At 57.9% G+C, this 12,744-nt stretch carries 12 protein-coding genes and 1 pseudogene; 5 read left to right on the top strand and 8 right to left on the bottom strand.

All coding sequences use genetic code 11. The annotated features are described in order from the left end of the window. Positions 1 to 14: 14 nt before the first annotated feature. Genes QE432_RS25480 through QE432_RS25490 form a run of 3 tightly spaced genes read right to left on the bottom strand, consistent with a single transcriptional unit; the run spans position 15 to position 1,511 of the window. Positions 15 to 320, bottom strand: coding sequence for a putative quinol monooxygenase (locus QE432_RS25480; protein ID WP_003517063.1), 306 nt, complete (start codon positions 318 to 320; stop codon positions 15 to 17). Position 321: 1 nt separating this feature from the next. Beyond that, the gene (locus QE432_RS25485; protein ID WP_306627359.1) at positions 322 to 1,053 is read right to left on the bottom strand and encodes an SDR family NAD(P)-dependent oxidoreductase; all 732 of its coding nucleotides are present in this window, start codon (positions 1,051 to 1,053) and stop codon (positions 322 to 324) included. Further along, positions 1,050 to 1,511, bottom strand: coding sequence for a VOC family protein (locus tag QE432_RS25490; RefSeq protein WP_013637024.1), 462 nt, complete (start codon positions 1,509 to 1,511; stop codon positions 1,050 to 1,052). The genes QE432_RS25485 and QE432_RS25490 overlap by 4 nt, the downstream gene beginning before the upstream one ends. Positions 1,512 to 1,628: 117 nt before the next feature. Between QE432_RS25490 and QE432_RS25495 the strand changes: the two genes are divergently transcribed. The 4 genes and pseudogenes from QE432_RS25495 (at position 1,629) to QE432_RS25510 (ending at position 5,431) form a co-directional block, all read left to right on the top strand. Further along, a complete protein-coding gene (locus tag QE432_RS25495) occupies positions 1,629 to 2,513 on the top strand; it encodes a LysR family transcriptional regulator (RefSeq protein WP_112292362.1) in 885 nt (294 codons plus the stop codon). 337 nt (positions 2,514 to 2,850) lie between these two features. Then, a pseudogene (locus QE432_RS25500) lies at positions 2,851 to 3,456 on the top strand (MgtC/SapB family protein); the annotation flags it as partial. Positions 3,457 to 3,530: 74 nt separating this feature from the next. After that, positions 3,531 to 4,744 (top strand): IS3-like element IS426 family transposase gene (locus tag QE432_RS25505; protein WP_112354636.1). Its coding sequence is split into 2 segments (ribosomal slippage): positions 3,531 to 3,867 and positions 3,867 to 4,744, totalling 1,215 coding nucleotides; the frame shifts between segments, so codons are not numbered across the junction. A gap of 12 nt (positions 4,745 to 4,756) precedes the next feature. Further along, the gene (locus tag QE432_RS25510) at positions 4,757 to 5,431 is read left to right on the top strand and encodes a DUF4010 domain-containing protein (protein WP_306627362.1); all 675 of its coding nucleotides are present in this window, start codon (positions 4,757 to 4,759) and stop codon (positions 5,429 to 5,431) included. Positions 5,432 to 5,764: 333 nt separating this feature from the next. Here QE432_RS25510 and QE432_RS25515 read toward each other — a convergent pair whose 3' ends face one another. From QE432_RS25515 to QE432_RS25530, 4 genes are all read right to left on the bottom strand, one after another. Then, positions 5,765 to 7,747, bottom strand: a complete 1,983-nt coding sequence (locus QE432_RS25515; protein WP_111790417.1) for a hybrid sensor histidine kinase/response regulator — start codon at positions 7,745 to 7,747, stop codon at positions 5,765 to 5,767. Between the two features lie 94 nt (positions 7,748 to 7,841). Next, positions 7,842 to 9,350: an ATPase domain-containing protein gene (locus QE432_RS25520; protein WP_306627363.1), complete on the bottom strand. Its 1,509-nt coding sequence runs from the start codon at positions 9,348 to 9,350 to the stop codon at positions 7,842 to 7,844. A 589-nt stretch (positions 9,351 to 9,939) separates the two neighbouring features. Then, complete coding sequence (locus QE432_RS25525) at positions 9,940 to 10,689, bottom strand: pirin family protein (protein WP_111790416.1); 750 nt, start codon at positions 10,687 to 10,689, stop codon at positions 9,940 to 9,942. Positions 10,690 to 10,756: 67 nt separating this feature from the next. Further along, positions 10,757 to 11,332, bottom strand: coding sequence for an isochorismatase family protein (locus QE432_RS25530; protein ID WP_065660562.1), 576 nt, complete (start codon positions 11,330 to 11,332; stop codon positions 10,757 to 10,759). 138 nt (positions 11,333 to 11,470) lie between these two features. Here QE432_RS25530 and QE432_RS25535 point away from each other — a divergent pair, with 138 nt between their 5' ends. Then, on the top strand, positions 11,471 to 12,352 hold the full coding sequence (locus QE432_RS25535) for a LysR family transcriptional regulator (protein WP_080802987.1): 882 nt from the start codon (positions 11,471 to 11,473) through the stop codon (positions 12,350 to 12,352). Between the two features lie 13 nt (positions 12,353 to 12,365). Here the strand turns inward: QE432_RS25535 and QE432_RS25540 are convergent, their stop codons facing one another. Further along, on the bottom strand, positions 12,366 to 12,695 hold the full coding sequence (locus QE432_RS25540; protein WP_003517048.1) for a winged helix-turn-helix transcriptional regulator: 330 nt from the start codon (positions 12,693 to 12,695) through the stop codon (positions 12,366 to 12,368). Between the last annotated feature and the right edge of the window lie 49 nt (positions 12,696 to 12,744).

Consider the following 12,744-nt stretch of genomic DNA (forward strand, 5'->3'; position numbering starts at 1 on the left):
GTTGGGCCGGGGGCTCAAGGGCGCGGCGATGTCATGGTGCAGAATGTCAATTCCATGTCGCGGGCCAGCAGCTCCGGAAAGCGCGCCATGACGGCTTTGGTGTAGGGCTGCTCAAAATGCGCATCGAGATCAGCGCGCGATCGCCAGTTCTCATAGAGAATCCAGACGCTGGGATCATGGTTGTCGCGGTGCAGGTGATAGTCGATCGATCCCCCCTCGGCGCGGGTCGGTAAGACCAGAGCCTGCAACGCTTCGCCAAGCGTCGCGGCACAGCCCGGCTTGGCCGTCAGCCTGGCAATCAAAGTCAACGTTTCGGTCATGTCAGTCTCCCTTGAAGGCGTCTTCGGGGTAAACGGCTTCCCACCCTGCGGTCGGGTCCGTCGCCAGCGTCCAGATTGTGTCGGCTGCCTCTCTCGCCTCTGTCGATCCGGGGCCGACGAGTGTGGCGATTGTCGCCACCGCGATGCGGATGCCGCGTTCGGCGAGAGGGCCGGCCAGACCTTCGACGACATTTCTAAGGGCCGCCTTGCCAAGGCCGAGACTGGCATAGCCGGCATGGGGTGAGACGGCGAGGCCGCCACCTGTGACCAGGATCGTACCGCGGCGGGCACCGAACAACTCAACGGATGCCCGGATCGTGTGAAGGCCGGCAGCAATATTGGTGGCGAGGTCGTCCGTGACCTCATCGTCGCGCATGCTGAACAGATCCTGTTCACGCACGAACGCGGCATTGAAAAGGACCGCCGTCAGCCCGCCGGACAGGCGGTCGCCCTCGGCGACCGCCTTGCGCAGTGCGATCGGGTCGGTCGCATCAGCTTGCAAAGTCGAGACGTGGAGACCTTGCCCGGAAAGGGTTCTGGACAGACCGGTGAGACGATCGGCATTGCGAGCGGTGAGCACGACATGCCAGCCTTCCCGCCCGAATTTCTCCGCAACGGCCTGCCCGATGCCGGGGCCGGCGCCGATAATCATGATGGAGTTCGTCATGGGATATTCTCCTGATGTGCTGGCCATCGCGATGCCGTGACGGCCAGCCGGGTGAGAAAGGGTCACGGCAGGACTTCCGCCAGCTCGATCAGATTGCCGAAGGGATCGCAGAAGAAGGCGAGGCGGCGGCTGATTGCCAAAAGCTCGAACGGCTCGGTCACGATGGTGACGCCGCGCGCCCGCAATTCCTCGACAGTGGCGTCGACGCTTGCGACATTCAGGCAGAAATGGTGGTAGCCGGCATATTTGAGGCTATCGCCGAGATCGGTATAAGGGCGGACCTCCGCCGGCGCCGGATCGCCGCCACCCAGGATTTCCACATAGAAATGGTCGTCAGTCGCGGGTGCGAGATAGGCCAATTGTTCGTCGGCGTAGTCCCATTCGGCAACGACACGGAAGTCGAGTTTCTCGACATACCAGCGCTTTGCGGTTTCGAGGTCCGGCGTGCGGACGGCAACGTGATGACCGCGCATGTCGGCAAAGGGTGATGCAGTGTTGTGGGCGGGAGGAATGAAGTCGGCCATTGTCCTATCTCCTGTGTGGTCCGGCACAAGCGCCGGTTTGCGAGGAGAAATCTGGACCTTTTCAACGATCAGGATTAGAGAGATAATCTTCCTCTCAATGATGAGTGAGATTTGACAATGCGCAGTACGGATCTCTCTGAACTCGCGGCCTTCGATGCGGTCGCCCGTCACCGCAACTTTCGCCGTGCCGGTGAAGAGCGCGGGGTGACGGCCTCGGCGATCAGCCATGCGGTGGGTAATCTCGAGGCACGCGTCGGCATTCGTCTGCTCAATCGAACGACCCGCAGCGTGTCGCTGACTGATGCCGGGGCAATGTTGCTTGCGCAACTGTCGCCCGCCTTCGGCGAGATCGGCTCGGCGCTCGATGCCCTCAACCAGTTTCGCGATACGCCTTTTGGCAAGGTTCGCATCAATGCGCCCAATTCGGTCGCACCGTTCGTATTCCGGTCAGTCATCGGTCCTCTGATTGCAGAAAATCCCGGGCTTCAGCTGGAAATCGTCGCTACCGACCGGCTTGTCGACATTGTGGAGGAGGGGTTCGATGCCGGCATCCGTCTTGGAGAAAGTCTGCGCGATGGCATGACTGCTGTGAAGATCAAACCGCGGCTTCGGTTTGCCGTCGTGGGCTCAACAAGCTATTTCGAACGTTATCCGCTTCCTAAAACCCCGGATGATCTGCGTCACCATGTCTGTATTCGCAATATCTATCCAAGCGGCAAGCCCTATGCCTGGGAGTTCAGCCGCGCAGGCAAGATCATCGAATTCGAGCCGACCGGCTCTCTGTCGCTCGATGACCATGAACTGATGGTCGAGGCGGCACTTTCGGGCGTGGGGCTGGCTTACGTCTGGGAAGAGCGCGCGCGTTCCTATGTCCAGAGCGGCAGCCTGGTCGAATGCCTGACATCCTGGAGTGCGCCCGAGGACTGGCTCTATCTCTATTACCCGACGCGGAAATACCTGTCGGCCGGCCTGCGCGCCGTCATTGATGCGCTGCGTGTGTGAAGGACTGCAGCCCGACGGTTCGATTTCTATGAAGGCGCTAAACCTCGTCGAGCCAACTAAGGCGAGATTGCTGGCCACTCGTGAAGTGGGGAATGTTAATTCGGCACTTCTGAGGAAGCTTCGCTCGACATTGACAGGTTTTTCGCTGTTGGCACGCTTGCGATCAAGCCGGGTACCAGCGTTCATAAGGGACAAGGTTTCTAGGGTGCGCAATGGCTTTACGTGATGCAAGAGCAACGCGAGAAAGTCATGCAGGAAACTGGCATCTGTGTTTAAGGTTGGGGCAGCTGCGAGGCTTTCAGTTGGCTGCCACACAGATGACCGGACAGGTGATGACATGACAGAGCTGATGCTTAGGTTTGGCGTCGCTATCGCCATAGGGCTGCTGGTCGGGTTGGAACGGGGCTGGCGTGAACGCGACGAACTGGAAGGCAAGCGTGTTGCCGGCATAAGAACGTTCTCAATCACGGGACTGCTCGGCGCTGTGATCGCAGCTCTCTCCCAACTCTCTGGGGCTCCCTGGATGCTTGTTATTGGATTTTCAGTGTTGGGTGCATTAGTCGGCTGGTTCCAGTTTTGGAAGGCGAGTCAGGACGAAGATTTCAGCGTCACTGTTGTAATTGCGGCGCTGTGTGTTTTCGCATTGGGAGCACTTGCTGTTGTTGGTGATTACAAAGTGGCAGCCGCTGGTGGAGCAGCTTTGGCAGGGCTTCTGGCCAGCAGGGAAATCCTCCATTCTCTGCTGAAGCGGTTGACATGGCCCGAAGTCAGGTCGGCGGTCCTCCTGGCTGGGATGACCACAATCGTACTGCCGCTGCTGCCGAACCGGACCATTGATCCGTGGGGTGGATTAAATCCTCACGAGGTTTGGCTGTTCACCGTCCTGACGGCCGCACTGTCCTATCTCGGCTACATTGCTGTCCGCATGCTTGGACCGACGAAGGTGAACTGCCCCCCATTTCGACCGGACAGTCGGCATAAGCAGAAAGGCTCAAGCACAGGCTTGGGTATAGGCTTATGTCTAACGACTATCGACACGTTGAATTGCTGACGGGTGATGTTCGCCGCAGGCGGTGGACAACCGAGCAAAAGCTGACAATCATTGAGCAGAGTTTCGAACCCGGCGAGACGGTATCTTCGACCGCTCGCCGTCATGGCGTCGCGCCCAATTTGCTTTATCGGTGGCGCAGGCTCTTGAGCGAGGGAGGTGCTGCAGCCGTGGATTCTGACGAGCCGGTTGTCGGAAATTCGGAAGTGAAGAAACTGGAGGATCGCGTCCGGGAGTTGGAGCGCATGCTCGGTCGCAAGACGATGGAGGTCGAAATCCTCCGCGAAGCCCTTTCCAAAGCGGACTCAAAAAAACGGATATCGCGGCCGATCTTGTTGCCGAAGGACGGTTCGCGATGAAGGCCGTCGCAGACACGCTGGGCGTCTCCCGTTCCAACCTCATCGAGCGGCTGAAAGGCAGATCAAAGCCGCGTGGGCCATACAACAAGGCCGAGGATGCAGAGCTTCTGCCCGCCATCCGCAGGCTGGTGGATCAAAGGCCAACCTATGGCTATCGGCGGATCGCCGCGCTCCTCAATCGCGAAAGGCGAGCCGCCGATCAGCCTGTCGTCAACGCCAAACGGGTCCATCGCATCATGGGTAACCACGCCATGCTACTGGAGAAGCACACAGCCGTTCGCAAGGGCCGCCTCCACGATGGCAAGGTCATGGTCATGCGCTCCAACCTGCGCTGGTGCTCGGACGGCCTGGAGTTCGCCTGCTGGAATGGCGAGGTCATTCGTCTCGCCTTCATCATCGACGCCTTCGACCGGGAGATCATCGCTTGGACGGCGCTCGCCAATGCCGGAATATCCGGCTCGGACGTCCGCGACATGATGCTGGAGGCGGTCGAGAAACGCTTCCATGCAACCCGAGCCCCGAATGCTATCGAGCATCTGTCTGACAATGGTTCAGCCTATACGGCGCGGGACACGAGGCTGTTTGCGCAAGCACTCAATCTAACGCCCTGCTTCACGCCGGTCGCCAGCCCGCAGTCGAACGGCATGTCGGAAGCCTTCGTCAAAACGTTGAAGCGGGACTATATTCGGATATCAGCTCTACCGGACGCCCAAACAGCGCTCCGGCTCATCGACGGATGGATTGAGGACTACAACGAAATCCATCCCCATTCCGCGCTCAAGATGGCTTCCCCTCGGCAGTTCATCAGGGCTAAATCAATCTAGCCGACTTGTCCGGTGAAATGGGGTGCACTCCAGAAGGGTACCCTTATCACTGGACTGTCGGGCGGCATTATCTCATCGACATCGGTCACCGTCGCCTTGGCGAAAAGCGCACATGGTGTAATGAATGCCTTTCCACTGGCGGGCGGGGCTTCGCTTGCAGCAATGGTCTCGATTATCCGTGTCTGCATCGTAGTCGCTCTGCTGAAACCTGATTTGCTAAAGATAATTGCACCATCGGCGATCGCTGCAGCGTTGGCATTTGGCCTGTGCGGTTTGCTATTGCTTTCGTTCGGGCACGCGCAGAAGGCCGACGAGAGCTCGCTCCCCCGCAATCCTTTTGACCTTATGCAGTTGCTGATATTTGCTGCAGGTTTCGCGGTTGTTTCAACGCTCAGCGCGGCCTTGGTCGAGCGATTTGGGTCAGTCAGTGTTCTTGCGAGTTCTGCTCTGTCTGGCGTTTTCGATGTGGATGTTGCCGTGCTGAGTGCAATTCGCCTCAATGGTGCTATTCTTTCGACAGGTCAGGTGGGAGAGGCTATCCTCATGGCATTAGTCGCAAACGGGGCTGGACGCCTTTCACTGGCAATGGTCGCTGGACCCAGTCGATTTTGCCTTCCCCTTTCCGGAGCGACGTTGCTTGCAGCGGGAATTGGCGCGGCCGTCTTCTTTGTCACCGATTTCTCGTGATCCTGCAAACTAGGGATGTTGAGTCAGTTATAGGAAGGGACACTGATTCATTGCCGGGTGTTAGAAAGATGACTGGTCCTGGATAGTCCAAGCCTGTGCTTGAGGAGATTTGTGGAAACCTCCGGGTGCACAAGAGAATTCTTCCGATATGACTTCTGAGTTTGGTGCGGACATGTGTTCCGCTTCTTTCGCGGCAGAACATAACCGCCAGCCAGTATGGAATACGTAGGCTCGGTCTACTTCACGCTTGTGTGCTCATGACCGAAGCCCGTTAAACGCATTCTCACCGATACTTGGTCGGTAAGTTAAACCGCTTGCGCCACCATCCTCATATTACTGTCCATTCCTGACAACGTGGCCTGTCAGGATTGGATCGTTGAACAGCTTATGAAGCTCCCGCTCCAGCTGATCCTGCGTATAAGGCTTGCCGAGCCGGGAAACGTCAAGATCAACTCCAGGCGGCAGTTCTGCATAGCCCGAGGCGATGAGTATCGGAAGCTTTGGGACAATATGGCGCACTGCAATTGCCAGATCTCCGCCGGTCATACCGGGCATTGAATAGTCCGTGATCAGGAGGTCAAAGCCGGTTCCGTCTCCCAGATGTTCCAGTGCCTCTTTCCCCGAATGCGCTTCAACGACATCGTGACCGAGGTCCATCAGCATATCGGCTGAGCTCATCGCTATGAGAGGGTCGTCATCCACCAGCAGTATTCGTTTCGGTCCTGATGCGCTCGCGGTCGGGCCAGCCGAGACCTCAATCGCTGCGGAGTCATTTGTGATTTCGGATGTCGAGATTGGGATCCACAGTTCCGCCCTTGTGCCCTTACCCAGTTCGCTTGTCAGCTTGAGGTCGCCTTTCAACTGGGACGCCAGGCCATGGATCATGGAAAGACCAAGTCCGGTGCCTTTTCCAAGTTCCTTGGTCGAAAAAAACGGCTCGATAGCCTTTTGCAGTGTGTCACGATCCATTCCGTGGCCCTGGTCGACGACCGAGAGGGCGACGTAATTGCCTGCCGCAAGCTCACCGGCCTGGACGTTCTGATGGACATGGTCCAGCCCGATAACGATCTCGCCTCCGTCAGGCATGGCATCACGGGCATTGACAACGAGATTGAGGAGCGCGAGCTCGACCTGGTTGGCGTCGGCCGAGACCAGAGGAAGGTGATCTGGCACGTCAGTTTTGATCACCACGGTCGAGCCGACGGACCTTTTCAGAAGGTCTTCCATTCCGGTAACCAGCGCTCGCATATCGACCGGGTCAATGCGTAGGTCCTGCCTGCGCGAGAAAGCGAGAAGCCGCTGGGTGAGGGAAGCGCCACGTTTTGCGCCCTGTTGGGCACCCTCGATGAGGCGGATTGCCCTTGCGTCATTGCCAACGCACTTTCGCAGCAACTCAAGATTACCGAGGACGGCCATCAGGAGGTTGTTGAAATCGTGCGCCACGCCGCCGGTGAGTTGGCCGATCGCTTCCATCTTCTGGGACTGGCGCAACTGTTGCTCAGCTCGTTCTCGTTGGCTTACCTCTTCCATGACAGTAGCATATGCTTCTTCCAGTTCACGCGTTCGCTCCGCAACGCGCTCTTCCAGAACCTCATTCAACTGCCGTTGATGCTCTTCCGCTTTCAGACGTGAGGTTATGTCGGCCGATACGCCAACAAGCTTGATGGCCTTGCCAGTGCGGTCCCTGTAGAGCTGGGCACGGATCTCCACCCAGTGGGTAGACCCGTCATTCCAGACCGTTCGGTATTCTATCGCGTAGTCGGCGCCCGTTTCGATCGTTGCTCGAACAGCCAACTGCATGCGCTCGAAGTCATCAGGATGGACCGATGCTAAGAGGTCCGCATAGGTAAACTCTTCGTCGGGACCGCGGCCAAAAATTAATCGACATGTTGCCGAAGTGGTCAGTTCATTGGTTGCAAGATCGAGCTCCCACGCGCCAAGTCGGCCGGCGGCAAGGGCCGTCTGGAGGCGACGCTCGCCTTCATCGAGTGCTTCCATTCTGGCCCGGGCATCGAACTGCCGCCGGCGACCGCGCATGGCCGACCGGGCAACACTTATGAAAGTCGTCGCATGAAAAGGTCGCTCGACAAAGCTCACATTTCCCAGAACCTCAGAGAGCCTCGCCGCAGTCGGGTTGCGTTCAGGTCCTCCGCCGCGGTTTGTCAGGATAATGAATGGCAAATCAGACCAACTGGGCTGCGCTGCGATCCAAGCAAAAATCCCTTTCAGGTCCGCTGAACGAAATGCCTCCTCGGTCACCACAGCGAAGGCCATGGTGTCCCCTAGACCTGCGACAAACGACGCAATGTCAGCCACGGTGGTGGAAGATACACCAGCTTCCTTCAGGAGTGACGCTGCAATTTGCGCATCGCGGCCGATCGGAGCATAGACAAGTGCGCGTGTGTCGCCGTTAGGAATTCTTGCTACCCTCCCCGTTGAGAGGAAGAAGCGGGTGTTGATCGCCGACAAAGTTTGGAACGCCGCGAAGGATACCCTGGAAGTCGGAAAGTGGTTCTCCGAGGGTCAGTCCGTTGCCGGATATTCTGAACTCACGGATCGTGTCTTCGTGAGGGCCTGTGCGCTTCTTGATCACTGATACGGCGCGACGCACTTTTCCGAGCGCCTCGAAATATCTCAGAAGGATGACGCTATCTGCCAGATAAGTGACATCGACGGGCGATTTCATGTCCCCGACGAGGCCATGCTGGGCGACCGTCAGGAATGTATTGACTCCCTGCCTGTTGAGGTACTGTAGCAGTTCGTGCATGTGCAAGATGAGAGCATTCTCTTCCGGCATGGAAGCCTGGTAGCCATTGATGCTGTCGATCACCACTGTCTTGGCATCGAAAGTTGATACCCGGTCGCGCACACGCTGTGCAAATTCCCCCGGTGATAGTTCGGCGGCATCGAGTTGCTCGATGTGGACGTGCCGATCTGCCTGCAGCTTCTCCAAGTCGATACCCATTGATCTGGTGCGTGCGTAAAGGAGACCAAGTTCCTCATCGAAAATGAAGACCGCAGCCTTTTCCCCACGCTCGACTGCGGCGTTGACGAACTGCAGAGCAAACAGGCTCTTTCCGGTTCCAGCAGGGCCGATGAGGAGAGTGCTTGATCCACGATCCACGCCCCCACCGAGCAGGCCGTCGAATTGGGAAAGACCGCTCGAGAGGGTCGTTCGTTCGAATTCGGTTCTGTGCTCAATCGCGCGCAGGCGCGGAAAAACCGCAACGCCACCAGTCTTGATAGTGAAATCATGATAGCCGCCGCGAAACGACTGACCGCGATACTTGATCACTCTCAACCGACGCCGCTCGGAGCCGTAATCGGGAGCAAGCTGTTCGAGATGAATGACACCGTGGACTACGCTATGGACCGTCTTGTCAAAATTTTCCGACGTCATGTCATCAAGCAGCAGCACCGTTGCATCGGAGCGAGCGAAGAAGTGTTTCAATGCGAGGATTTGTCTGCGGTATCGCAACGAACTCTGCGCTAGAAGGCGAATTTCAGAGAGGCTATCAATTACGACGCGCTGGGGTTTGATCCGCTCAAAAGCTTGGAAAATCAGTTTTGTCGTTTCACCCAACTCGAGATCTGAGGAGTAAAGCAGGCTTTGCTGTTGTTCGGCGTCGAGAAGGCTTTCCGGGGGGACGAGTTCAAATATCTCGATCCCGCTACCAATCTCCATGCCATGCGATCTGGCGCAATCGCGCAATTCTTCGTCCGTTTCCGACAGGCTGATGTAAAGGCAGCGCTCGCCCCGTATTTCTCCTTCAATAAGGAACTGCAACGCAATCGTTGTTTTGCCAGTCCCTGGAGAGCCCTCAAGTAAAAAGACATGCCTGCGCGTAAAGCCACCGGAAAGAACATCATCCAGTCCCTTGACGCCAGTTTCTGCTTTTTGACTTAAAACCTGATGCATGTTTCCTCCGGACTTTCTAAAACATCTAGGGCGCGACCTCAGGAGAATCAAGGGCGTAGGCGCGGGAGTGTCTGAGTCCGGACTGCCAATGGCGCCCGCCGCAGCGCCGCAGCGCGCAGCGTTTGGCGACGGTTGGCACCGTAATTTGCGCAGGCCGGAGCCCGACTTCGCCGTGTGCGCGTGGCTCTTTCGGGAGTAATCTGCGGAGGTCAGGTCACAAACAACATGATGTCGATTGCGTCCCCGGGGAAGAAGGCTCTCCTTCCGAAGACTGGATCAACCTTAAGCACTGAAGCAAACCCTCCTCAGTTGCGTGTTTCCAATCGCACGCGCTTTGTGTTCGCTCGGACGCTGCGGTCTTCGTGATCCGCATCAGCCATCGCTATGAAGATTGGGCGGGTAGCGACGATTGGCCAGAACTGCCCTTCCGTTCATCGAGGATGGCCACGGAAGGCGCTGGCGATGATACCGATCTAGTGGTGCCCTTTGCTATGCATAAAAACACCATCGGTGGGAGACACCGAAACGTTGGAAGAGACTTGGCGCGAGAAAGCCCCTGGTTCACGTTTGCGCCGCTCGAAGAACGACTTCAGCGGCCCCGTTTCTGGTTGCCGCTGAACATGCCGCCGCGAAATACCTGGACGTCAGTATCGAACGAGAACAAGACGATATCGGTCTCGGTCAATGCCGTTGGATGTTGTTCGAACGAGGTCACGAACACGCTCTCTCCGTCGGAGACCGTCTCGTCTCCAAATCGAATTTCCCCCTTGAAGACAAAGAGCAGGCAAGCCAACCCGGAGTTATCAGCGGTTGGCAATCTCAGCGTCGTGCCTGCTCTGAGGCGCACGTCAAAGACCCAGACATCGGATCTTACCGTCAATGGCGCTTTTCGTGGCCCTGCAATCAGTCTCCAGCTATCGTCACTGAATTCATCGACGAAATCATGAAACTGCACCATTGGCTCAAGATTTTGAGCGTTAGGACGCAGGAAAATCTGTAGGGCCCGGACGGGTGTTTCCCCAAGCATAAGCTCTTCATGCTGGAAGTGATGGCCGGCGTTCATCATCATGAAACGTGTCTTGTCGAGCTTTTTCTCGTTTCCGACGGTGTCTCGGTGCAGCATCTCGCCGCCGCGCATGTAGGTCAGTATTTCGTCGTCCTTGTGCGGATGCATGCCTATGAGATGACCCGGCTGAACCTGGGCGCGGTCAATCCTGCCGATGGGACCGATCCCGCTGTCGTCGGTTGTCAGTGACAGCCCCGGATACATGATCTCGACGCAGAAGCCCTGGCCGATATTGCCGCGCATGAGTCCTGCAGGGATTTTGGTGATGGTCATTGGACTGTTTCCTTCGATCTCGGGCGCGGGCGACAATCGCCCGCGCCGAACGCAGCGACTTGCGTTGTCAGTGGTAGTTCAGGATGCCGACGAGCTTCTGCCCGAGCGGGCTCGTCCAGTCGACGGCGAGTTCCGAGATGATCTGGTCGACAGTGGTGATAATTGCGCCTGCCTTTTCCATGCGCCTCAGGGCGATATCGTCGCCGTATTTGGTGTAAGAGGCGGATGCGTCCGCCGAGACCTGCACCTCGTAACCTTCGTCAAGCATCTGGAGGACCGGAAAGGTGACGCAGATTTCCGTGGTCACGCCTGCGACGAACAGCTTCTTGCGGCCGATCGCCTTGACGGCCTGGTTGAAGCCTTCGTGGTGCATGGCGTTGACGATACCCGGGCGCTTGATGCGGGCTTCGAACGCCTCGGGCAGGATTTCCTTGAGTTCCGGAATCAGCGGCCCCTGGATTTGTTCTTCCATGCTGGACGTCAGGATGGTCGGGATGTTGGCGGCTTTGGCGATCCGGGCGAGCTTGAGTGCGTTCTGCTTGACCAGGTTGATGTCGTGCGAGTGGGTCCAGGCCATCGTGCCGATCTGATGGTCGATCAGCAGCATCGCGGAATTCTCGGGAGTAAAGACGTCCTTATGCATTGTCGTATTCCTTTTTGCGTTGTCGGCGGCTGTCGGGTTGGATTTAGGTCCGCTCGATGAGTGGAATTTAGCGTTGCGATAGACGGCACGGTAGCTCTAGGATAAGCCACTCTGTGGAACGGAAAGTGGAACGCAATAATGGTCAGCTTCGAAGATATGCAGACTTTCGTTGAGGTCGCCGATGGCGGCGGGATCACGGTTGCGGCGCGACGTCTCGGATTGCCGAAATCCATCGTCAGCCGTCGCCTCGTTCGTCTCGAGAGCGAGCTGGGCGTCCAGCTCCTCGCCCGGACCACACGAGGTGCGTCGCTGACGGAGGCTGGAGCGTCGTTTCGCGAGCATGCCGCGCGCATGTGCCTGGAAATGGAGGTTGCGCGCGAGGAGATGGCGCCGACCGGGGAGCTTCGGGGACGGCTGCGCGTCGCCGTTCCGTCATCCTTCGGTCCGCGGCATTTTGCGCCAGCGCTCGCCGAACTGGCTCGCCAGCATCCGCTCTTGCAGCTCCATGCGCACTACAGCGACCGTTACGTCGATCTGGTGGCGGAAGGCTTTGATTGCGGGATACGTGTCGGTTATCTGCAGGACTCGAACCTGACGGCGAGGAAGATCGGTGCATTCGCGGCTGGATTGTTTGCCAACCCCGAATACCTCCGGAAGCATGGCGTCCCGCGAAAGCCTTCCGATCTGCTTGAACATCAGGCGATCCTGCAGGGCACCGAGAGCTGGAAGGTGTCCGATGGCAGCCGAACCATCGTCATCAATGCGCAGGGAAGGTTCAAGGCGGATAGTGCCCTTGGCATTGCCGAAGGGACGGCAGCCGGACTGGGCATCGCTGCACTGCCGGTTGTGATCGCGGAAAGCTATGTTGCCGCAGGGACCCTTGTGCCGATTATGTCGGACTACGGCCTGCCGGAGATCGGCGTTTACATCGTGCGTCCGCCAGGATCGCACGTGTCCCGGAAGGTCAGAGTGCTAATCGACTTCTTCGTGCAGCGCTTCGCGGCAAAGCCCGGTCCCTGACGTGGACGACCGGTCATGCCTTCGTGGATTGACAGCGACCCTGGAAGGAAACTCCCCAGTCGCGCATCGCCATCAGCACGGGGGCCAGCGTTTTTCCGAATTCGGTGAGGGAATATTCGACGCGCGGAGGGACCTCGGCGAAGACCTCGCGGCTCACGATCCCGTCGGCCTCGAGTTCGCGGAGCTGCATCGTGAGCGAGCGCTGGCTCGGATCGCCGACCAGGCGGCGCAGCTCTCCAAACCGGTACGGACCGTCGAGTAGACGATAGATGATCATCGGCTTCCACTTGCCGCCCGTGACATCGACGGTAACTTCTACCGGGCATTTTGGGCCAACAGCCATTCAGTTCTCCATTAGTGTACTTTTTATTCCTATAGGCAAAACTGTTGCC

The sequence above is a fragment of the Agrobacterium sp. SORGH_AS_0745 genome (genome assembly GCF_030818995.1).
Lineage (GTDB): Bacteria > Pseudomonadota > Alphaproteobacteria > Rhizobiales > Rhizobiaceae > Agrobacterium > Agrobacterium tumefaciens.